Origin of the sequence: Flavobacterium adhaerens (assembly GCF_040045115.1) — a bacterium.
Lineage (GTDB): Bacteria > Bacteroidota > Bacteroidia > Flavobacteriales > Flavobacteriaceae > Flavobacterium > Flavobacterium adhaerens.
In genome coordinates, this window is record NZ_JBDLZX010000014.1 from 21,845 (window position 1) to 44,045 (window position 22,201).

Sequence of the window (22,201 nt, forward strand, 5' to 3'; positions counted from 1 at the left end):
ATGTCATACAACGTAAATGAAAAAGGCTATTATGGTCAATTTGGAGGAGCTTACATTCCCGAAATGTTATATCCAAATGTCGAAGAATTACGCCAACAATATTTAGAAATCACAGCCCAACCAGAATTCAAAGCCGAATTCGACCAATTATTAAAAGATTACGTAGGACGACCTAGTCCGTTGTATTTTGCCAAAAGATTATCCGAAAAATACAACACCAAAATCTATCTCAAAAGAGAAGATTTGAATCATACTGGAGCGCACAAAATCAACAATACAATTGGACAGATTTTGGTTGCCAAAAAACTAGGCAAAAAACGCATCATTGCCGAAACTGGAGCTGGACAGCACGGAGTAGCAACCGCCACTGTTTGTGCCTTAATGGGAATAGAATGTGTGGTGTATATGGGCGAAATAGACATTGCCCGTCAAGCTCCCAACGTAGCGAGAATGAAAATGCTTGGCGCCGAAGTTCGTCCTGCCCTTTCAGGTTCTAGAACTTTAAAAGACGCTACAAACGAAGCCATTCGCGATTGGATTAACAACCCCGTCGACACCCATTATATCATCGGTTCGGCCATAGGACCTCATCCTTACCCAGATATGGTAACCCGTTTTCAAAGCGTAATTTCTGAAGAAATCAAATGGCAATTAAACGAAAAAGAAAGACGTGAAAACCCGGATTATGTAGTCGCTTGTATCGGCGGTGGAAGTAACGCTGCCGGGACTTTTTACCACTTTTTGCACGAGCCTGAGGTGGGCATTATCGCTGTCGAAGCCGCAGGAAAAGGAGTCAATTCTGGACACAGTGCCGCAACCAGCAAATTGGGAAAAGTCGGAATCATTCACGGTTGCAAAACTTTGTTAATGCAAACTCCCGATGGTCAAATCACAGAGCCCTATTCGATTTCGGCAGGATTAGATTACCCAGGAGTTGGACCAATGCACGCTCATTTGGCAGAATCCGGTCGTGCAGAGTTTTTCTCCGTTACGGATGACGAGGCTATGAATGCAGGATTAGAACTTTGCAAACTCGAAGGAATTATTCCAGCAATAGAATCCTCACACGCCTTGGCGGTCTTAAACGACAAAAAGTTCAAACCCGAAGATGTGGTGGTAATCTGTCTTTCGGGTCGTGGCGACAAAGATTTAAATAATTACATCGAATATTTCAAAATATAATTTGGGCGTTTCCGCCGTGGCGGACTAGGCTGTACGTTCCCGCTTCCCGATGAAAAATCGGGAGAGCTCCACTACCACCCCTAACACACAGAGTACAAATACCTTTAGGTAACAAAAACAAAAATAATCGTAGTCTAAAAAGTAGTATTATCAAACAAAACTAGAAAAGTAATATGGAACAGATATTCTCTTACGGAACATTACAATCAAAAGAAATTCAAAAGCAAGTTTTCAATAGAGTTCTTAGCGGAACACCTGACCAACTTCTAGGATATACATTAAAAGATCTAAAAATAGAAGAAGAATTTGGAATAGAAGACTATTTTGTAGCCGTTCCAAGCGACAATCCCTCAGACAGTATAAAAGGCATTGTTTATTCTATTTCCGAACTAGATTTAGCCAAAGCAGATCAGTTTGAATCGAATGCTTATCAAAGGCTTCAAATAACTTTGAAATCTGGAACTGTTGCATGGATTTATATAGAAAACATTTAACTACAAAAAGCTACGATTTTAAATCCCTAAACGATGTATAGAATCGGATAGGAAAAAACAAAACTCATTACAATGAACAGGATAACTCAAAAAACACAAGAAGACAAAAAAATACTTTCCATCTACTTTTCGGCTGGATACCCCAATTTGAACGACACCGTACAAATTATTCAGGACTTGGAAAAAAACGGAATCGACATGATTGAAATCGGGTTGCCTTTTAGCGATCCATTGGCCGATGGACCAACCATCCAAGCAAGTTCAACTACCGCTTTAGAGAACGGAATGACCACACAAATTTTGTTTGACCAATTAAAGGAAATTCGTAAAACCGTAAATATTCCGTTAGTAATTATGGGCTATTTCAACCCAATGTTACAATACGGCGTGGAAAATTTCTGTAAAAAATGTGCCGAAATTGGCATCGACGGCTTAATCATTCCTGACTTACCCGTAGATGTTTATGCAGAAGACTACAAAGCTACTTTTGACAAATATGGATTAATTAATATTTTCCTGATTACACCACAAACATCAGACGAGCGCATTCGTTTTATCGACAGTGTTTCTAGCGGATTCATCTATATGGTGAGTTCAGCAAGTGTTACAGGTTCACAATCTGGTTTCGGAAACACTCAAGAAGAATATTTCAAGCGTATCGCCGATATGAACCTAAAAAATCCTCAAATTGTAGGCTTCGGAATCAACAATGCCGAGACCTTCAACCAAGCGACTCAATATGCCAAAGGCGCCATCATCGGTAGTGCTTTTATCAAACATTTATGCGAAGAAGGAACTGGTAAAATTGCTGATTTTGTAAAAGCAATTCGATAAAACTTATTTCCCAGTAAAATTAAAACGGTATTTAAAATTGATTTAAATATAGTTTTTTTCTGAATAAAATTCATAGCTGAATTTTCATATTTTAGCAACAAAAAAGAAACTTACGTTACGTAATACTAACTGAATACGAATGTTATTTGTAATGAAGTTCGAAAAAAACAAGTTAACAGTAACCTTAAACAAACTGTGTGAAAAAATGTATTTGGTGTTCTAAGACAGAACAGAATGTAGAATTTAAAAAAATCGCTCATACAATTCCTCAAACACTTGGTGGGAAAAGCATTTGCCAAAATGTCTGTGATAAATGCAATTTATTTTTTGGTAGTTATAATAACAAATTACCTCCTATTGAAACTGTAATTAAAGAAACTTTTAATATTTCTAGAGCAAGGTTCTTACTCGCAGATAATCAAATCGGAAAAAATAAAGCAATGCCAAGATTCTCATCAATTTATTTTAATGTTGATTTTGTGAAGAATAAATTTTCTTTAAAAGCTAGTTACAAACATCATAGCTTTTTTCAAGAAAAAATCTCAAGACAATTTAAAAAAGGATTATACAAAATGTTTCTTGAAGAAACTGAAAGACAAAATAAAGATGGACACGATGAAAAATATGATTTTATAAGAGAGTTTAGTCGTTATGATTTAGGTGATTATCCTGTTTTTTATTTTCAACGCAAACATGGAATAATTATGATGACAAAAGATTGGGCAAAAACACCAAAATTATTTTTAGAAGATGACTCAAAGTTTAAATACTTAGTTAAAGAACCCTGTTTCTTTGAATTTGAAATTTTAGGTCATGTTTTTGGAATTGCAACTTCAAGACATTGGGAAATTGCTTTTGACAATTATTTAAAAAAAACTAGTGAAGCAAAAAAAGAGCACTTCAAAAGTTTTAAATTAGTCAAGAAATTTAATGATGTCGACTTGAGTTTATCAATTCTAGATGGATAAGAAAGGCTACTGTTAACCGCCGTTACACAAGATGCAAGATTTTGTGGAATTGGCGTTTCGCTTAGAAAATTTATAATTTAACAGAAAATACTCAGTTTCAAAACCCGCAAACCGCTTGTAGCGGCCTAACGTTAGGAGAGTTTCCAAAAAAATCCGTGATAATTTGAAAAGTTACCATTTTTTGGTAACTTAGCAGAAAAAAAAATTATGGGACGAAATACTTCTATATCGCTTGGTAATCATTTCGAAAGTTTTATTGAACACAGTATAAATGACGGAAGGTTCAATAACGCAAGTGAAGTTGTCAGAGCCGGTCTTCGCCTTTTAGAAGAGGAGGAAAATAAAATTGTAGCTTTAAGAAAAGCTATCAATGACGGAATTGAAAGCGGGCGTGCAGTAGATTTTGATGCTAAAAAACATCTTGACCTTTTAAAAGGAAGAAAAAAATCAAATGGCTAAATATTTTTTAACAAATAAAGCTGTTGATGACTTATCTGAAATTTGGTATTATACAGTCGAAACTTGGTCTGAAATGCAAGCTGAAAAGTATTATGATTTACTTATAGCATCGTGTTATGATTTAGCAAATAATCCAGAACTTGGTAGAAACTATGATATAGTAACGAAAGGAATATTAGGTTTTAAATCAGGTGAACATATTATCTTCTACTCAATTATATCAAAGAACGAGATAGAAATCATAAGAATTCTTCACGGAATGATGGATTTAAAAAGCAGACTATAAGGGACCTCACATAACAGCCGTTACATTCGATTTGCGGATTTAGTGGAATTACCGTTTTTAAACACTATTTTCGTTTAGCAGAAAACACTCTGCTTCGTAACCCGCAAACCACTTGTAGCGCAAGACCGTTAGTGGTCAGCTTAGGACGACCCACCAACGACAAACAGTTGAACAGAAATAAGGAGAAATAGATGACAGAACTTTTAAGAGTAATTTTACCGATTTACTTCATTGTTTATTTTGGAGTTGCTTTCGTTTTGAAATCGCTTGTAGTAGCAAAACGAATTGGCAAAAATCCACTTGTTTTACCCAAAGACGATAGTGCTTACGGACTTATTGGACTTTACTTCAAACTGACATTGATAGCAATGTTTGTTTATGTTGTTGCCTATGCTTTGTTTCCAACTTGGCACGACAAGTTTTTACCAATCACGCAACTTGACGGTCAGGCAATAAAATATGTCGGACTTGTAATTCTTTTCATTTCATTGGTGTGGACAGTAATTGCACAACGACATATGAAAAATTCTTGGCGTATTGGCATTGACACGGACACAAAAACAGAATTGATAACAAACGGACTTTTTGCGATTTCACGAAACCCGATATTCTTCGGAATGATTTTAAGTTTAGTCGGACTTTTCTTGACAACACCAAACGCATTGACAGCATTGTTTTTGATTTTAGGTTACGTTCTTATTCAAATACAAATCCGACTTGAAGAAGAATTTTTGTCCAAAGAACACGGACAAGAATATTTAAGCTATAAACAAAAAGTAAGACGACTGATCTGAAAAAGTCGAACCGCTAATATCGGATTGCCAATAGTCGGGCTGAACGGCTTCGCATCAACGGAAGTGCAAAATTCAGCTTTCATTCTTCGATTAAAGTTCAATGCTAAAAATCCCGCCCATCGCCAATACGCGGCACGTTAGCGGTCAGGCTAAAAAACAACACTTAAAAATCACTATATGCCATTTGTACGAATAAGTTTACCTAAGAAGTTTTCACAAGAAACCAAGGATGAAATTTCAAAATCTATACATAATTCTTTGGTTCAAGAATTTAATATTCCACAAGATGACTATTTTCATATTATTGAAGAACTAGAGCCACAACAAATAAAATTTCCAGAAACTTATTTGGGCATTACACACACATCCGACATAGTTTATATTCAAATTATAGCTGGACAAGGTCGGACATTGGAACAAAAGAAAGGTTTATATAGAGAAATAGCCGATCGAATAACCAACACGACAGCTGTTACCAAAAACAACATCATCATTGTTCTTCTCGAAAATGACGGTAAACAAAATTGGTCGTTTGGAAATGGAGAAACTCAAGAACCAAAGCATTTAAATAAATGAAAGTATCAAACATATATAACACTTTAAAATGTGTTCAATTATTCAAAGTTGAAGAAAGAGAAGGACATTATATGTTTTGGAATTGGTCGAAACTTAACAATTGAAAAAGCCTACAGTTAATCGAGTAGAAAGCTTCGCTAGTAACTGATGGAGTGTAACTCTTATACTAAATGACAAACACATTGAAATTTAAAAAAATTGAATTTAAATATATTTTTATTGTTTATCAATAAATTTTTATTATTTTTACGATTCAATTTTAAATCTATCAATCATGTCAAAGACAAACAATTTCGTATTCTGGTGTTTATATGGATTGGCTTGGCTCATTTTTGTAGCCTTATCTATTGAAGCAGGTGGCCTAATAGTAAATTTTTTCTTCAGTTTATATAAGCCTGAAATCATCCAAAATCTATATCAAAAGTTGGATCTAATTAAAATGTATAACGAAAGTAAGTTAGCTTTTTTTGGTGTTTATAGTTTTATACTACTCATTTCAATTCTAAAAACTATTTTATTTTACACCGTTATCAGACTAATGCATACAATGGATAAGTCAAAACCGTTTAACACATTTGTAGCTAGACAAATTTCATACATTAGTTATTACACACTTTCAATAGGACTTTTAAGTTATATTGCCATACAAATAACTAAAAAATTGCAGTATTACGGATTTGTTCCTGAAAACTTAAACCAATTTTGGGTTGATAGTGAAGCTTTTATATTGATGTGGGCTGTAATTCATGTCATTGCAACAATTTTCAAAAAAGGAGTAGCTATTCAAAACGAGAACGATTTAACAGTTTAAACCATGCCTATAATTGTAAACCTAGATGTGATGATGGCAAAACGCAAAATCTCACTGAATGAACTTTCAGAAAGAGTTGATTTGACATTATCTAACCTTTCTATCTTAAAAACTGGAAAAGCAAAGGCAATTCGTTTTAGCACTTTGGAATCTATTTGTAAAGCGTTAGACTGTCAACCTGCTGATATTTTAGAATATAAAAATGATGATACTATAGCAGTAAATCAATAAGTTCCTATCAAAAACCAACACTAAAAACTTCTATCTCTATTTGTATCCCACTGGTACTCGATCACATCGGCTTTTGCAATGCGGTATAAAATGAAAAACAACACTATTTTCACCAAACCAAAAAGCAAGGTTTTGTAAAATCACTAAATATAATGACGCTTTTACACTAGGATTAAATTTATTTTGTAAGACAAATCTCTTAATGATTTTGTAATTATTTAATAACCAAATTAATCAAGAATGAAACGTTTTACAAAAAAAGTGCTTTTTACCTCATTAATCATCATAGGAACAACTATTGTGATGTCTGCAAAAGCGAGAATCCCTTTTGGCAAAATTGATAAAATAGAAATCGTAGCCGATTTACCCAACGAGGATAAATATTTGACTGTTCAAGGCTCTAAAGATTATCTAGATCTAGCAACACTGCATCAGGAATATAATATTGCCTGGATTTTTCCAATTTGGATCACCCAAGAACCAAAATTAGTTTTGGCCAAAAAAGATACCGATTTTTATTATGAGTTAACAGACCAACAGCTTTCCGAAATTATAAAGGAAAACAAATTAGATAAAGAAAGTCTGCTTCAATTAGGATTTTACACTCGTTATGGCGGGAAAATAATTTTACTCATAGTTGCTGGTCTTATCCTTTACGGAATTATGCCAAGCAAAGAAGAAGATGAAGAAGATGAAGAATTCAAAAAAGTTCAACCCACCAATAATTAAACCTAAGACTTCTGCTCTATTGAGTAGAAGTTTTTTTTTCTAAAAAATCATGGAAGAAGGATTTCATAAAGTTAAAGGGAATAAAATTATCATTTATAAACGTTTGGATGAACACGAAATTGAACAAATCAAGAAACACAAAAACAGCACCGAAATAGGATTGTGGCATACAAAAAACAAGAATTTAGACTTTTTGCAAATTCTCAACAAACTTAAAGCAGTTGATTTTTACGGTATTCATACCGAAAATTTTGAGGCAATGGCTACAATAGAAACATTAGAACGGGTATTTTTAAACAACATTAAAAACCACAATCAATTATCCTTTCTAGGATCATTAAAACAAATACAAGAACTCGATTTGTTGTATCTATCCAAGCTCGAAAAGTTTCCTGATTTGTCCAATTGTCAAAATTTAAAAAGCATCAGAATTATGAATTGCAAAAAATTGACCAATATTGAAAATCTAGCTTTTGTTCCCAACCTAGAAGAAATCAATATTATTGAGACTCCACAAACACCAGAGGATTTAGAGTTTCTAATTCAACTTCCCAATATTAAATATTGTTCGGCTCAATTTGGCAAAAATAAACTAAACTCTCAATTCGAAAAGTTATTAATGAAATATGGGAAAACACACTATAGACCAATCTAAATGTTTTTTGAGACAATCATTCAACATTAAATAAATAAAAAAGTTGAACGAATTAGAAACATTTAGTGAGTATTCTTTTGCATAAAATCATATATAGTTTCACTAGAAATTTCGGGATTAGCTCCAGCAGAACCTGCAACCAAGGCTCCCATTGCGCATGCCAAATGTATTGCTTCCTGAGGATCAACATCGGTCAGTAACGATGTGATTAGTGTTGCCAGAAAAGAATCGCCAGCCCCAACGGTATCTACTACGGTGATCGGGTATCCCTTGCTGTAATACATTTTACCTTTCCATAATAAAGAAGCTCCGTCTTTTCCTTTGGTAACGCAAACCGCTTTATTATTGGCTAGTTGAGATATAAAAACCATATTCTCCTCTATACTTGCAAAAGGTGAATGCATGGCACTTGTAATCTCGATTATTTCTTCGTCATTGAGCTTAATAAAATCGGCTGTTAGCATCAGTTTTTCGATTATTGCATAAGTATAATTGGGTTTTCTCAAATTGACATCAAAAACTTTGTAAACATTACTTTCTAGTAATTGCTCTAATGTTGTTCTCGAAACAGCATCGCGACAAACCAAACTCCCAAAAATAAGCACATCTGCTTCCTGGACTTTTTGTCTGGCAATCTCTGTCAAAACAATTTTGTCCCAAGCCGATGGGTAATTGATTACATAACTAGCCGAACCACTCTCGTTTAAAGTGACCTGGACCAATCCAGTAGGAAACTCATGAGTCTTGCTAATGGTACTGGTATCGAGTCCTACATTTTGAATATGCTCTATTATAGCCTCGCCATCAGCATCGTTCCCCACACAACTTATCATAGCAACATCGCCTCCTAATGATTTCATACGCAATGCAACATTCAATGGAGCTCCTCCAATTTTTTTTTCATTCTCAAAAACATCCCAAAGCACTTCGCCATACGATACTGCTTTTAGTTTTTTTTCTTTAGTCATATTAAAATTAATTTATACAAATTAGTCGTTAAACTCCCTTACTATTGTTTAAAATACGCTTTTAAATGTTTGTCAGGATCTGATGAAGCATATTCATTTTTGGGTTCAGGCAAAATATGAATTTTTGATTCACTTACCGATACTACCGCCGAGCAAATGTAAACACCTATTTTTCCTTCATTATATTTAAAATCTAATAATGTAATTTTTACCACACCATTAATAGAAAGTTCGTAATAATTCCCATAGCGAATAATCTTGAAATAAATCTCTTTTTCCTCCTGAATATCATATTGGTTGGTTTGAACATTTTCGAACACAAAATTATTTTTAATGTCCTTTTCATTAAATCCCCAAGCCCTAAATTGAACATATCCGTTAACAAAATCTATCGAAATAAAATAACCTGATCCTTCTGTATCGCATTCAATAACAAAACCTGTTTTTCCCATACCCTCGACAGCCAATTTGCCTTCCCAGACAAAATCATTTGATGGTTTTTCAAAACAAAAAATTTCATAACCACTTCTGCATCCAAACACCCATTTTTCTCCTAAAGAGGAACTTGCAGTTGGGTTTCTCAAAATAGGTAGAGGCTGCGGAAATTCTTTTTGAAAAATTGTTTTTCTATGCAATCTTTCCCAATGATGATATGATTTTAGTAACAATCTTCCGCTTTCATCAACATCCAATTGCTTTGGCGGAGGAATTACACGATGTGTATTAACATTTCCTCCTGCGAAATAAAAATTATAAACTAGAAAATGACTCCCATCATGTACAATTCGAGCAGCATAATTGCCTTGTGGCAAAAGTAAATTATTGTGAAATGCAAAATACTCACCTCTAAAATCGGTCGAGGACCAATACCGTACTTTTACGTCTTCCCGAATGGAACCTATCAAATAAAAAATCCCTTTAATCTCTACAACACAAGGACATTCAACATCATCATATACGTACGGAATGTGCAGAGGTTTTAGCAACGTAAAACCGTCTTTCTCTTTTTTGGCCAATCCAATACAACCTCTTCTGTTTGTGGGGCCAGATGCGCTTCGAGCGCAAATCAATAAATAATCATCTCCATCAAAATGATACTTAAAAGGATCTCTAAAACTTATCCATTTTCTTGGATTGTTTGAAGCGCTTTCATAATGTGGCGCTTCGCTTCTTAGTGGTGAACCAAATAAATTTTCTTTTGTCCAATGAATCAAATCAGAAGAATATGCTCTGCCTATTTTTTGTTCGCCTCCTTTATCCTGACGTTTAAGTCCTGTATAATATAATTCGTAACCTTCACTTTCAGACATTTTACTAATATGCATTGTCCACAGCATGTCATCATCCCATTCACCGGGATCACCAACCCACAAAGCGTTTTTTACTCTATGCCAAGAAAGACCATCCTTAGACACTGCATGCGCAATATAATCGTGATTGGGAATTATTAAATGAAATAAATGATGAATTCCGTTTTCATCAATAAATACATCTACATCTCCTATTTCCCAATTACTAAACCCTGATCCTGAATACATACCAAAATTTATTTAATTACATTATAATGTTTCAAGCCTTCTAAAATTCCTTCGGAAGCTACTTTTTTGGCTACATAAATACTCTTGGTTGTTTTATAATCTGCCAATTCTACACTTCTATTCCCAACAATAATCCCTTTTATGGCACCTCTAAACATATCAATATCATTACCAGAGTCGCCAGCTGCAATAACTTTAGACATTGGAATAGACCATTTATGACAAAGAAATTTTATCGCATTACCTTTGGATGCTCTTTTGGGGATAAAATCAAGATATTTTCCATGGCTTGGAATAATATTGATTTTGTACCATCCAGTTCCTAATGCTTGCATTAATTGATTGTGATCGTAATGTTCATTTTCATAATAATATGATATTTTATAGGGATTTTGAGCTTCGTCTTCTTGAAGTCTAATCCAATTTATTTCACTTAATCTATTTACAACATCTTCTCTTTTCCATCTTCCAGAGAGGAATGTGGCCCATCCTTTATCCAAAACATAATCATCTCCATTGGTATAATATATTTCGGTTCCAACAGAACAAATTACAAAATCAGGTACTGGAAGTTTTTCTTCAGCAATAACTTTTTTTACCAATTCCAAATTTCTTCCAGAGGCCAATGCAAAAGCCATTTTCTCATTTCGATTGATTAAATACGATTTCAGTTCTGTTAGTCCTGGGTTATTCATTTTGGGTTCGATGAGTGTCCCATCTATGTCCGAAACGAGTAAGTTTTCGATATTTCTTTTTAAGCGATCGATATTGATGTTGGGATACTGTTTTTTCTTGATTCCTATACCAGATGAAAGGGATAGATTTTCATTAATAATAGCAACATATTGATCTACATGATTTACCCAACTATAAAACTTATGAATATTGATAGCTCCGTTATTAGAGTAAAATTTCCATTTATTCTCATCAGTTAAAATATTCAACAAAGCCTTTTTTATTTGATGTTCATCTTGCGGATTGACCAATTCACCATTGAGACAGGCTGGAATAATCTCGGATGGGCCACCGTTTTTGGTAACCACAACAGGAAGTCCAGAACAAGCCGATTCAATAACGGTTAATCCAAAATTTTCATGAAGCGCTAAGTTTACGAAAACACCTCTCTTTTCGGCTGCATATCTGTAAATGATAGAAACCTCATTCTCTACATCGTGTTTTTTAGGAATAGCCATTTTGCCATACAAATCATACTTGTCCATAAGAAGTAGTAAATCGGTAAGGACATCTTTTTCTGATTCTGGCATTTTTATAATATCCTTTCTAATTCCAGCAAAAATGACCAGATTCGCAATACTTTGCAATTCTTTGTCTTTTCCGTAAACATCAATCAGTGTATGAAGATTTTTATGACGATCCGGTCTTGACAATGCCAAAATAATTGGTTTATGAGGATTAGTTAAAAACTTAGAAATCGACTCGCACACCCAATATTTGCGTTGTCCTTCTTCCCTATTTTTATCCTCAGCAGAATCCTGAAGGTAATAGGGTAAAAATTTTCGAGTATCTATCCCTGGAGAAATGGCATGATATTTTGCCAATCCAAAATTTTTGTAAGCTTTGTAAGTTTCAATTTCTTGTTCTGTAGAAGTGACTATAAATTCAGATAATTCTAAAGTTCTTTCTTCTGCAGCAATCCTTTGTTTAAATTTAAATTGTTTGTCTAATTCGGCTTCTGTTTTTCCTTTTTCTAATAATTTTTGTTTTTTATAAAAGCCCAAAGAATGACCTGTATGAGCAAAAGGAATATTGAGTATTGTAGCTAATTCTGTGGCAACATAACCTGCATCTGCATAATGAGAGTGTACCCAGTCTGGAAAAATATCATACAATTTTATGTGCTGTACAATACCGTTTACAAAGGTATCTAGCCCCTCCCACAACTGTTCTTTGGATTTGTATTTTTTTCCTAAGAAAGGAATTCGTCTGATATCAAACTTACTGTTGATAATTTCGATTGGAGCTGCATATTCAGGAGAAACTAGTGGGTCATCAATAAGTCTTGTAAATAAATGAACATGTTCTACATCTTTGTGCTGAGATAAAAACTCAGCGAGTTCCATAACATATTTTGTTTGTCCTCCATTATCAGCATCTCTACCAATTTCAAGACCAGAACCTTTCAATAATCCATGTATATTAATTAGTGAAATTCTTATTCTTTTCATTGTGTTTATTATTGTTTAAAAATTTAATTTACAAAAAACACACCACTAAATTGGCAGTTTTGTGAATATTATAACATTTGAAAGCTATATTTTGAGTCCTAAATCAATAAAAGAAGACTCTTTATATCTCAAACTAAAATTAAATCAACTGTTAACAAACCATCATTATTGCTGATTTTTTTTATCAATAATTATTCTACTGTCTAAATTTTTATTTTTACATCGAAAAACAATTTCCTATGGAAAATCTATATTCACTTGTCATTCATCCACCCGAAGAAATTCTTGTTCTGGTTAAAACAATGAAAGAACAATTGGCGACCGAAGTAGGTTGGTTCAATAGTAAAAATTCTGTTGGTCACATAACCATTTGCGAATTTACCGCTACCGATGAAATCATAGAAGTAATCAAGAAACAAATTATCAAACTTTGCGAGACATTGCACCCCATCAATGTTCGTATGAATGAATTTGGTTCTTTTCCCAATGGAGCTTTTTTTATTGCACCTGATAACCAATCAAAAATAGATTTGAAACACATTATGAAGCATTTTAACAAATCGCTTCGTTTGCATAATATGAAAAAAAGCGACAATCCTCACCTCACCATTGCCAGAAGATTAAGCCCTGAAAATTTAGAAAAAGCAGTTGCATTTTTTACCAAAATAGATTTGCACTACGATTGCAACAGTGTTGTTTTAAGACAATTTGACGAACAAAAAAAACAGTTTGTCGCAACACATAAATTTCTTTTCAATGGCAATACAAAGGAACAATCTATACAGGGAAGTCTTTTTTAATTCCCATCAACTTTCATCAAAAAGCAGTAAATTGCCTTCTTAAAACAGAACAATTCCTAAAATGAAAAAGACTCTAAAAAGTATCTGTATCATCATTGTATTTCTCCTAACGACAACAATAAAAGCACAAAATACAAGCATCAATTTTATTCAAGATGATTTAAAGTTGACATTAGAAAAATCTAAATCTTCCCAAAAAATGGTCTTTGTAATGGTTTATGCAGATTGGTGTTCGCATTGCAACAAAATGAAAAGTACGGTTTTGAAAGATCCAGCCGTTATTACATTTTACAACAATAATTTTATTAATGCGATGGTAAATTATGAAAGTCCCGCTGGGAAAGAAATGATGAAAAAATATAAGATAAAATCCTTTCCAGTCTTTTTGTTTTTGGATGAAAATGAAACTCATCTATACAGTACTGGAGGCGAATTTACAAATGAAGATTTTATTGCCGAAGGAAAAAAGGCTTTGAATCCTGATACACAATTGCCCTTTTTGGAAAAACAATTTAACACCGATTCCAGCAATGCGGAAAAATGCCTTCTGTATTTATATCCATTGAAAAAAAGTGTTGATGCTGGCAAAAGTGATGAAGTAACTTCCAAATATCTGGCAACTCAAAACAAAGATCAACTTTTTACACCTATCAATTGGAAAATTATGGCTTATGGTGCCAACGACTTAAACTCGACTGCATTTGAGGTAATTCTAAAAAACCAAAGCAGTTTTGCTAAAGTTTCCTCAACAAAAAGAGTAGAAGCCAAAATCGTGAGTGTGGTAAACAAAACATTGGCTCAGGATATGAATAATCTGGATTCTATTTCGTATTCTAAAAATAGAATCGTTGCCAAAAATATTAATCTAGCAAAAATAGACTCATTGGTTTTTAAAAATGATTTGCAAATGTTTGAAGCCTTAAAAAGCTGGAAGAACTACCAGCAAACCACTTTAGAATCTGTAGAAAAGTGGGCTTGGAATGACTATTCTACCCTTAATAGTATATCGAAAATTTATGTAGATCATATCACAGATCAAGAAGCGCTATCAAAATCCATTTACTGGGCAAAACGTTCTGTTGAGTTGAATAATTCTGCCGAAAACACCATTTTATTAGCACGACTATATGCTAAAATTGGCAACAAAAAATTAGCAATAGATAATGCCCGAAAAGCCAAAAATATTATTGTTGCAATGGGTTGGAACACCAAAGAAATAGATCAGCTTTATACTGATTTGGGAATAAAATAACCTTTATAAATTGCAAACTGGCTTCAATTAAAACAAAAAAACCTGCAAGAAATTACTCTTAGCAGGCTTTTTTTTGAAATAATAAAATCTTTTTCGGCATCATCAATTTTATCAATTACAACGACGTACGACTTATGAATACGAATAAAATTGTCTGATAAACAATGTTCTAATTCGGCAGTTGTAATCGAAGCCAAATATGTTTTCTTAGCAGTAAATAACTTTACATAATTTCAAAAACATAGTAAGCAACTGGTTCCTCATTTACAAAAATGAATTTTTAGGATTCTTCATTAAAAAAAATGAAGATATGGATTTCCTAAAACTATACAATTTTAGGATTTATTAATTTACTTTACCAAAACTTCTTAAAACAAAAAACCGTTACTTCTTGAATAACAAAGAGGTAACGGTTTAATCTAAAAAAAAATTCGCTTACTAATTCAAAATTATTTTTTTACATTGTATTATTTGATTTAATCAACTTTTGATTAAAATCTATTTTAAAATTAATTTAATAAAGGTTCATATCCCTATTTTTAGAAAAAAATGTATTGATTTATAACAACATAACTCAAAAAATATTATTTGAATTAATAAATCATCAAAATCAAACCTTTATTGTGATGCAAAATTAGTAAATATTCAATATTAGGCAAATATTCTAATAATTATTCATTAAAATATTTTTAAACATATATACATAACTGAAAAGCAATTATTAGCAATATCCCATTTTTGAGGATAAAACAAACTATTAACAAATGGGGAGATTTTTCAGCAAATACAACTGTGAAAACAATACGAAATATAGTTTTATAAGAAAATAAAAAAACTATAAATGATAGAAAGCTTTAATTAAAAAACGAAATATGAAATAAATAATAACACTTATTATGGTAACAGCTATCACAAAACTGACAGCATTAATAATTACATTAGGAATAAATTTCAATCGAGGATGAATATAGGATGGTTCACGATGTAAATATTCGTGAACATTTTTGGATGCTATTTTTAATTTCTTTTTCATGCACAAACTCATTAAAAACAATAAAGAATCTAGACAAAAACAACCAAACCAAGTAATCGATTTTGATTTATATGCATCTTATTCATTTCCTTAAAATCAATAAAACTGGAAACGAAAAAATTATTACACAGCTAAAGTTAGCACATATTAAATGATTTACAATGTTTAATAAAACATAAAGACATCAAAAAACATTTTTAAGCAAAATTTATAACTAAAAAAAATCCTGAGTTTTCACTCAGGATTTCGATCTATATAAAACTTAAATAATCTTAGATTAAGAAAGGGCAGCCTGAACTTGATCTGCAGCTTCTTGGAATTGAACCGCAGATAAAATTGGCATACCTGAATTATCAATTAATTCTTTTGCAATCTCAGCATTAGTTCCTTGTAAACGAACAATGATTGGCACTTTAATAGCATCTCCCATGTTTTTGTATGCGTCAACAACACCTTGAGCAACACGATCGCAACGAACGATACCACCAAAAATGTTAATCAAAATTGCTTTTACGTTAGGATCTTTTAAGATAATACGGAAAGCTGTTTCTACACGTTTTGCATCGGCAGTACCTCCAACATCAAGGAAGTTAGCCGGTTCAAAACCTGCATATTTAATCAAATCCATAGTTGCCATTGCAAGACCTGCTCCGTTAACCATACATCCTACAGTACCGTCAAGATCTACATAATTCAACCCTACTTCTTTAGCTTCAACTTCGATTGGATTTTCTTCAAGAATATCACGCATTTCAGCATAAGCTTTTTGTCTGTATAAAGCATTATCATCGATGTTAACTTTAGCATCTACAGCCAAAATTTTATCATCAGACGTTTTTAATACAGGGTTGATTTCAAACATAGAAGCATCCGAACCAATGTAAGCTTTGTATAATGCATCGATGAATTTCACCATTTCTTTGAAAGCATTTCCAGAAAGACCTAAGTTGAAGGCTACTCTTCTAGCTTGGAATCCTTGCAATCCAACAGTTGGATCAATTTCTTCAGTAAAGATTAAGTGTGGAGTGTGTTCTGCTACTTCTTCGATATCCATTCCACCTTCTGTAGAATACATAATCATATTGCGTCCTGTAGCTCTGTTTAAAAGAACTGAAACATAAAACTCAGAAGTTTCACTTTCACCTGGATAATAAACATCCTCAGCAATTAAAACTTTATGTACTTTTTTACCTTCAGCAGAAGTTTGAGGTGTTACTAATTGCATTCCGATAATTTCGCTAGCAATTCCTTCTACTTTATCAAGCCCTTTAGCAAGTTTAACTCCACCACCTTTTCCACGTCCACCTGCGTGAATTTGTGCTTTTACAACATACCAGCTTGTACCTGTTTCGGCAGTTAATTGTTTAGCAGCAGCTACTGCTTCTACTGGACTATTAGCTATAATACCACGTTGTACGCGTACTCCATAGCTAGCTAAAATCTCTTTCCCTTGATATTCGTGTATATTCATAATATATATTTGACTGATTCTAAAAATTTATTTTAGTTAAAAGTGGCACAAAAATAGGAAATTAAAATTTAATTAGAACTTTTTTAATCATACTTAAAAGATATAAAAAGTTAAAAAATGCGTTTATTGAGTTTAAATAAGAACTCCGTAAAATAAAATATCAAAAATATTGGTAATTTTGTTAAAATACACGCTCATAAATTATAAAATAATACATTTATTACAAAATTTGCTTCTTTTTAGAATTCAAAAATATATTTATTGATAATATAATAATTGATATCTAAAAATTCCGCATTATTATCAATTATACATTACTTTTTTAGTTTTATAACAAAAATATGGCCAATCGAAGAGATTCACTCGTTATATGTTATGAAATCTTTAATTTTGTAAAAAAAAATATCAAGCATGAGAATTAAAAAACAAGGCCTTTATTTGCCAGAATTCGAGCATGAAAACTGTGGAGCTGGTTTTATCTGCAACCTAAAAGGTGAAAAAACAAATCAAATTATACATGATGCATTAGAAATTCTAGTAAAGCTAGAGCACCGTGGAGGTGTTAGTGCTGACGGAAAAACGGGAGATGGAGCTGGACTTTTGATTGACATTCCCCACGAATATTTTAATAGAGTTTGTGATTTCAAACTACCTGCACCCCGTGAATATGCTGTAGGAATGGTTTTTTTACCTAAAGTAAAAAACCAGCATACATTTTGTAAAGACACATTTGAAAAAGAAATTAAAGAACAAGGACTTACCGTTTTAGGATGGAGAGAGGTTCCTGTTGATTCTACTCAATTAGGTCAAATAGCATTAGCATCTGAGCCATCAATAGAGCAAATTTTTGTTGGAAAACCTGCAACAATAGACATTGACGAAGCTACTTTTAAAGCTAAATTATATGCTGCTCGTAAAATTACAGAACACACTATTCTAAATTCTAAAATTTCACAAAGTGCATATTTTTATGTACCGAGTTTATCTACAACTACCTTAATATATAAAGGTATTATCATGCCTGAAGATATCGGGCCATACTATACCGACTTACAACAATCTGATTTGGTAACACGTCTAGCGTTGGTACACCAACGTTTCTCTACCAATACAATGCCTACTTGGGAATTATCTCAACCATTTAGATTTATGTGTCAAAATGGAGAGATCAACACGCTAAGAGGAAACGTTAGTAGAATGCGTGTTCGTGAAGAAATCATGAAAAGTGATGTATTTGGTTCACAAATCGAAAAACTATTTCCAATCATTCTTCCAGGAAAATCCGATTCGGCTTCTATGGATATGGTCGTTGAATTATTGACACATACAGGAAGATCATTACCAGAAGTAATGATGATGATGATTCCTGAAGCATGGGAAAAACACAAAACCATGTCAGAAGAAAGAAAAGCGTTCTATGAATACAACGCTTGTATTATGGAGCCATGGGATGGTCCAGCTTCAGTTCCTTTTTGCGATGGAGACTATGTAGGTGCTTTACTTGATCGTAACGGATTGAGACCTTCTCGCTATACTGTAACTAAGAGTGGCAAATTGATTATGGCATCAGAAATTGGGGTTGTAAATATTGATCCCGAAGATGTAGAAAGCCACGGTAGATTAGAGCCTGGAAAAATGTTCTTAGTGGACATGAATGAAGGTCGCATCGTTAATGATGAAGAGATTAAAAGTAAAATTGTTTCTGAAAGACCTTATCAAAAATGGTTAGAGGAGCAACGTTTGCACCTAAGAAACGTTCCAGTTACAACCAAAGTTTGCCCTATAGAAACTATCGATTTAAAAACAAGAGAGCGTCTATTCAATTATACCTTAGAAGATATCCAAGATATGATAACACCTATGGCTCAAGACGGAAAAGAAGCCTTGGGATCTATGGGTACTGATACTCCACTTGCTGTATTATCAGACAGACCTCAATTAATTCCTAACTATTTCAAACAATTATTTGCTCAAGTAACCAACCCTCCTTTGGATGGTATTCGTGAAGAAATTGTTACGGATATAGCTTTGAATTTAGGACAAGACAGAAATATTTTTGATATTTCTAGCAAACAATGCAGAAAATTAAGAATTCAAAATCCAGTTATTTCTAACGATGACTTAGAAAAAATCAGAAATATTGAAAACGAACATTTCAAAGCAGAAACTTTTGAAATCTTATATCCTAAGAGCAAAGGTTTGAATGGTTTGGAAAATGCTTTGGAAGATATCATTACTCAAATTAGTAAAGCAGTTGACAGAGGAACAAATATTATCATCCTTTCAGACAGAGGTGTAAATAAAGAATTTGCGCCAATTCCAGCTCTATTAGCTTGTTCTTATGTTAATCATCAAATGAACCGTTTGCGTAAGCGTTCTTACTTCGATATCATTATCGAATCTGCTGAACCTCGTGAACCACATCATTTTGCTACTTTATTTGGTTACGGAGCAAGTGCTATTAACCCTTATATGGTTAACGAAATCATTCGCGTTCAAGTACAAGAAGGTTTTATTACTGGAATTAGCGAAGAAAAAGCGGTTAACAACTTCAACAAAGCCATTGGTTCTGGTTTATTAAAAATCATGAACAAAATTGGAATCTCAACTTTACACTCTTATAGAGGGTCTCAAATTTTTGAGATTGTTGGTTTCAACTCTAAATTTGTTGAAAAATATTTCCCATACACTGCTTCAAGAATTGAAGGTATCGGATTATACGAAATTGAAAAAGAAATTAGTGAAAGATACAACTACGCTTATCCAGATGTGTTAATTCCAAACCGTTTAGGACTTAATATTGGAGGAGAATACAGATGGAGACGTAATGGGGAAAAACACATGTTTAACCCAACAACCATTTCAAAATTACAGCAAGCGGTACGTTTAAGTGATCAAGCTAGTTATGATGCCTATTCAAAAGCGGTAAACGATCAAGCTGAAAGTTTAATGACAATTCGTGGTTTATTTGAATTCGACAATTTAGACCCTATTCCATTAGACGAAGTAGAACCATGGACTGCCATTGTAAAACGTTTCAAAACAGGTGCAATGTCTTACGGATCTATTTCAAGAGAAGCGCACGAAAATTTAGCTATTGCCATGAACCGTATTGGAGGAAAATCCAATTCAGGTGAAGGAGGAGAAGATAGAACACGTTTTCAACCAGATGTAAATGGGGACAGCCGTAACTCCGCTATCAAACAAGTAGCTTCTGGACGTTTTGGAGTAACTTCTCACTACTTGACCAACGCAAAAGAGATTCAAATTAAAATGGCTCAGGGTGCAAAACCAGGAGAAGGAGGACAATTACCTGGTGACAAAGTATTACCTTGGATTGCAGCCGCTCGTAACTCAACTCCTTTCGTAGGATTGATTTCACCTCCACCACACCATGATATTTACTCTATTGAAGATTTAGCTCAATTAATCTTCGATTTGAAAAATGCTAACAGAGAAGCACGTATCAACGTAAAATTAGTTTCTGAAGTTGGAGTTGGAACCATTGCAGCGGGTGTTGCTAAAGCAAAAGCTGATGTTGTATTAATCGCTGGATATGACGGTGGTACTGGAGCTTCTCCATTGACTTCATTGAAACATGCAGGTCTTCCTTGGGAGCTTGGATTAGCCGAAGCACAACAGACTTTAGTATTAAACAACTTAAGAAGCCGTATCGTTGTAGAATGTGACGGCCAATTAAAAACAGGACGTGACGTAGCCATTGCTGCTTTACTAGGTGCTGAAGAGTTTGGTTTCGCTACTGCTCCCCTAGTTGCTTCTGGTTGTATTATGATGCGCAAATGTCATTTAAACACTTGCCCTGTAGGTATTGCAACTCAAGATAAAGAATTACGCAAAAACTTCAAAGGAACTCCTGAGCACGTAATTAACTTCTTCTACTATGTTGCAGAAGAGTTAAGGGGTATAATGGCGCAACTTGGATTCAGAACTTTAGAAGAAATGATTGGTCAAACACACAAAATCAATTCTAACAAAGCCATTACACATTATAAAGCAAGAGGGTTGGATTTATCTTCTATCCTACACAGACCTGATTCATACAAAAATATGACAGTTCGCAATACTGAGAGTCAAGAACATGGATTGGATGATGTTATGGATTTCCAAATCTTAAAAGATTCTCACCGTGCTTTATACAGAAAAGAAAAAACAACTTTAGAATATTCTATCAAAAACACAGACCGTTCTGTAGGAGCTATTCTTAGTAACGAAATTTCTAAAATATACGGACACCTAGGACTTCCTGAAGATACTTTAAATGTAAACTTCAAAGGCTCAGCAGGACAAAGTTTCGGAGCATTTAGTGCACACGGGTTAACATTCTCTGTTGAAGGAAACACAAATGATTATTTAGGAAAAGGATTGTCTGGAGCTAAATTAATTATTAAAAAGCCTGCTCAAGCTACCTTTGTAGCTTCTGAAAATATTATCGTTGGTAACGTTTGTTTATTTGGAGCAATTGAAGGAGAAGCATTCATCAACGGTATTGCAGGAGAGCGTTTTGCTGTTCGTAACTCAGGAGCCACAGCTGTCGTTGAAGGTGTGGGAGATCACGGTTGTGAATACATGACAGGTGGAAAAGTAATCGTTCTAGGTAAAACTGGAAGAAACTTTGCTGCCGGTATGAGTGGTGGTATCGCTTATATCTACGATCCTCAAGACAAATTCACAAACGGCTTATGTAACACTGAAACTATCGAATTCGAAAAAGTAGAAGGACAAGAAGCCGATGAATTAAAAACTTTAATAGAAAGACATGTTGAGTACACACAAAGTACAAAAGGTATCGAACTATTAAGTAATTGGGAAGCAAGCCTAGAAAATTTTGTAAAAGTAATGCCTACAGAATACAAAAAAGCGCTTAAGCGTATGGAAACTGAGGTACAAATGGTAGAAGAATTAACAGCATAATA

Annotated in this window: 19 protein-coding genes and 1 pseudogene; 15 read left to right on the top strand and 5 right to left on the bottom strand. The window is 33.6% G+C overall.

From position 1 onward, the window contains the following. The 12 genes from trpB (at position 1) to ABEB18_RS15700 (ending at position 8,019) form a co-directional block, all read left to right on the top strand. Positions 1-1,182: a tryptophan synthase subunit beta gene (trpB, locus tag ABEB18_RS15645; protein WP_348800272.1), complete on the top strand. Its 1,182-nt coding sequence runs from the start codon at positions 1-3 to the stop codon at positions 1,180-1,182. Positions 1,183-1,355: 173 nt separating this feature from the next. After that, positions 1,356-1,676, top strand: a complete 321-nt coding sequence (locus ABEB18_RS15650) for a gamma-glutamylcyclotransferase family protein (protein WP_348800273.1) — start codon at positions 1,356-1,358, stop codon at positions 1,674-1,676. Positions 1,677-1,748: 72 nt separating this feature from the next. Further along, complete coding sequence (trpA, locus tag ABEB18_RS15655; protein WP_348800274.1) at positions 1,749-2,510, top strand: tryptophan synthase subunit alpha; 762 nt, start codon at positions 1,749-1,751, stop codon at positions 2,508-2,510. Between the two features lie 197 nt (positions 2,511-2,707). Next, the gene (locus ABEB18_RS15660; protein ID WP_348800275.1) at positions 2,708-3,478 is read left to right on the top strand and encodes an HNH endonuclease; all 771 of its coding nucleotides are present in this window, start codon (positions 2,708-2,710) and stop codon (positions 3,476-3,478) included. A gap of 207 nt (positions 3,479-3,685) precedes the next feature. Then, the gene (locus ABEB18_RS15665; RefSeq protein ID WP_348800276.1) at positions 3,686-3,937 is read left to right on the top strand and encodes a type II toxin-antitoxin system ParD family antitoxin; all 252 of its coding nucleotides are present in this window, start codon (positions 3,686-3,688) and stop codon (positions 3,935-3,937) included. Then, a complete protein-coding gene (locus ABEB18_RS15670) occupies positions 3,930-4,223 on the top strand; it encodes a type II toxin-antitoxin system RelE/ParE family toxin (RefSeq protein ID WP_348800277.1) in 294 nt (97 codons plus the stop codon). The genes ABEB18_RS15665 and ABEB18_RS15670 overlap by 8 nt, the downstream gene beginning before the upstream one ends. Before the next feature lie 191 nt (positions 4,224-4,414). Then, positions 4,415-5,017 carry a methyltransferase family protein gene (locus tag ABEB18_RS15675; protein WP_348800278.1) on the top strand — a complete coding sequence of 201 codons (603 nt, stop codon included), beginning with the start codon at positions 4,415-4,417 and terminating at the stop codon, positions 5,015-5,017. 177 nt (positions 5,018-5,194) lie between these two features. After that, positions 5,195-5,593 carry a tautomerase family protein gene (locus ABEB18_RS15680; RefSeq protein ID WP_348800280.1) on the top strand — a complete coding sequence of 133 codons (399 nt, stop codon included), beginning with the start codon at positions 5,195-5,197 and terminating at the stop codon, positions 5,591-5,593. A 274-nt stretch (positions 5,594-5,867) separates the two neighbouring features. After that, positions 5,868-6,404 (top strand): DUF2975 domain-containing protein, encoded by a 537-nt coding sequence (locus ABEB18_RS15685; protein ID WP_348800281.1) that lies wholly within the window; start codon positions 5,868-5,870, stop codon positions 6,402-6,404. A gap of 3 nt (positions 6,405-6,407) precedes the next feature. Continuing rightward, the gene (locus ABEB18_RS15690) at positions 6,408-6,635 is read left to right on the top strand and encodes a helix-turn-helix domain-containing protein (protein ID WP_348800282.1); all 228 of its coding nucleotides are present in this window, start codon (positions 6,408-6,410) and stop codon (positions 6,633-6,635) included. A gap of 240 nt (positions 6,636-6,875) precedes the next feature. Continuing rightward, positions 6,876-7,364 (top strand): hypothetical protein, encoded by a 489-nt coding sequence (locus ABEB18_RS15695; protein ID WP_348800283.1) that lies wholly within the window; start codon positions 6,876-6,878, stop codon positions 7,362-7,364. 49 nt (positions 7,365-7,413) lie between these two features. After that, positions 7,414-8,019, top strand: a complete 606-nt coding sequence (locus tag ABEB18_RS15700) for a hypothetical protein (RefSeq protein WP_348800284.1) — start codon at positions 7,414-7,416, stop codon at positions 8,017-8,019. Between the two features lie 62 nt (positions 8,020-8,081). On the opposite strand, the gene ABEB18_RS15705 is transcribed toward ABEB18_RS15700, so the two are convergent. From ABEB18_RS15705 to ABEB18_RS15715, 3 genes are read right to left on the bottom strand one after another with little or no spacing between them, the layout of a single operon-like run. After that, positions 8,082-8,987, bottom strand: a complete 906-nt coding sequence (locus ABEB18_RS15705; RefSeq protein WP_348800285.1) for a carbohydrate kinase family protein — start codon at positions 8,985-8,987, stop codon at positions 8,082-8,084. A 41-nt stretch (positions 8,988-9,028) separates the two neighbouring features. Then, positions 9,029-10,525 carry a glycoside hydrolase family protein gene (locus ABEB18_RS15710; protein ID WP_348800286.1) on the bottom strand — a complete coding sequence of 499 codons (1,497 nt, stop codon included), beginning with the start codon at positions 10,523-10,525 and terminating at the stop codon, positions 9,029-9,031. A gap of 8 nt (positions 10,526-10,533) precedes the next feature. Then, positions 10,534-12,711, bottom strand: a complete 2,178-nt coding sequence (locus ABEB18_RS15715) for an HAD-IIB family hydrolase (protein ID WP_348800287.1) — start codon at positions 12,709-12,711, stop codon at positions 10,534-10,536. Positions 12,712-12,950: 239 nt separating this feature from the next. Between ABEB18_RS15715 and ABEB18_RS15720 the strand changes: the two genes are divergently transcribed. Further along, entirely contained in the window at positions 12,951-13,511 is a 561-nt protein-coding gene (locus tag ABEB18_RS15720) for a 2'-5' RNA ligase family protein (RefSeq protein ID WP_348800288.1), read from the top strand. A 61-nt stretch (positions 13,512-13,572) separates the two neighbouring features. Further along, positions 13,573-14,763 (top strand): thioredoxin family protein, encoded by a 1,191-nt coding sequence (locus ABEB18_RS15725; protein ID WP_348800289.1) that lies wholly within the window; start codon positions 13,573-13,575, stop codon positions 14,761-14,763. A 23-nt stretch (positions 14,764-14,786) separates the two neighbouring features. Here the strand turns inward: ABEB18_RS15725 and ABEB18_RS15730 are convergent. Both ABEB18_RS15730 and sucC read right to left on the bottom strand, forming a co-directional pair. Then, a pseudogene (locus tag ABEB18_RS15730) lies at positions 14,787-14,984 on the bottom strand (LytTR family transcriptional regulator DNA-binding domain-containing protein); the annotation flags it as partial. 1,089 nt (positions 14,985-16,073) lie between these two features. Beyond that, positions 16,074-17,267 carry an ADP-forming succinate--CoA ligase subunit beta gene (gene sucC, locus ABEB18_RS15735; protein WP_348800291.1) on the bottom strand — a complete coding sequence of 398 codons (1,194 nt, stop codon included), beginning with the start codon at positions 17,265-17,267 and terminating at the stop codon, positions 16,074-16,076. A gap of 411 nt (positions 17,268-17,678) precedes the next feature. On the opposite strand from sucC, the gene gltB reads away from it, so the two are divergent. Next, complete coding sequence (gene gltB, locus ABEB18_RS15740; RefSeq protein ID WP_348800292.1) at positions 17,679-22,199, top strand: glutamate synthase large subunit; 4,521 nt, start codon at positions 17,679-17,681, stop codon at positions 22,197-22,199. Positions 22,200-22,201: the final 2 nt, after the last annotated feature.

Coding starts and splice junctions, on each gene's coding strand:
- trpB (WP_348800272.1), top strand. CDS start 1: ATGTCATACAACGTAAATGAAAAAGGCTATTATGGTCAATTTGGAGGA.
- ABEB18_RS15650 (WP_348800273.1), top strand. CDS start 1,356: ATGGAACAGATATTCTCTTACGGAACATTACAATCAAAAGAAATTCAA.
- trpA (WP_348800274.1), top strand. CDS start 1,749: ATGAACAGGATAACTCAAAAAACACAAGAAGACAAAAAAATACTTTCC.
- ABEB18_RS15665 (WP_348800276.1), top strand. CDS start 3,686: ATGGGACGAAATACTTCTATATCGCTTGGTAATCATTTCGAAAGTTTT.
- ABEB18_RS15670 (WP_348800277.1), top strand. CDS start 3,930: ATGGCTAAATATTTTTTAACAAATAAAGCTGTTGATGACTTATCTGAA.
- ABEB18_RS15675 (WP_348800278.1), top strand. CDS start 4,415: ATGACAGAACTTTTAAGAGTAATTTTACCGATTTACTTCATTGTTTAT.
- ABEB18_RS15680 (WP_348800280.1), top strand. CDS start 5,195: ATGCCATTTGTACGAATAAGTTTACCTAAGAAGTTTTCACAAGAAACC.
- ABEB18_RS15685 (WP_348800281.1), top strand. CDS start 5,868: ATGTCAAAGACAAACAATTTCGTATTCTGGTGTTTATATGGATTGGCT.
- ABEB18_RS15690 (WP_348800282.1), top strand. CDS start 6,408: ATGCCTATAATTGTAAACCTAGATGTGATGATGGCAAAACGCAAAATC.
- ABEB18_RS15695 (WP_348800283.1), top strand. CDS start 6,876: ATGAAACGTTTTACAAAAAAAGTGCTTTTTACCTCATTAATCATCATA.
- ABEB18_RS15700 (WP_348800284.1), top strand. CDS start 7,414: ATGGAAGAAGGATTTCATAAAGTTAAAGGGAATAAAATTATCATTTAT.
- ABEB18_RS15705 (WP_348800285.1), bottom strand. CDS start 8,987: ATGACTAAAGAAAAAAAACTAAAAGCAGTATCGTATGGCGAAGTGCTT.
- ABEB18_RS15710 (WP_348800286.1), bottom strand. CDS start 10,525: ATGTATTCAGGATCAGGGTTTAGTAATTGGGAAATAGGAGATGTAGAT.
- ABEB18_RS15715 (WP_348800287.1), bottom strand. CDS start 12,711: ATGAAAAGAATAAGAATTTCACTAATTAATATACATGGATTATTGAAA.
- ABEB18_RS15720 (WP_348800288.1), top strand. CDS start 12,951: ATGGAAAATCTATATTCACTTGTCATTCATCCACCCGAAGAAATTCTT.
- ABEB18_RS15725 (WP_348800289.1), top strand. CDS start 13,573: ATGAAAAAGACTCTAAAAAGTATCTGTATCATCATTGTATTTCTCCTA.
- sucC (WP_348800291.1), bottom strand. CDS start 17,267: ATGAATATACACGAATATCAAGGGAAAGAGATTTTAGCTAGCTATGGA.
- gltB (WP_348800292.1), top strand. CDS start 17,679: ATGAGAATTAAAAAACAAGGCCTTTATTTGCCAGAATTCGAGCATGAA.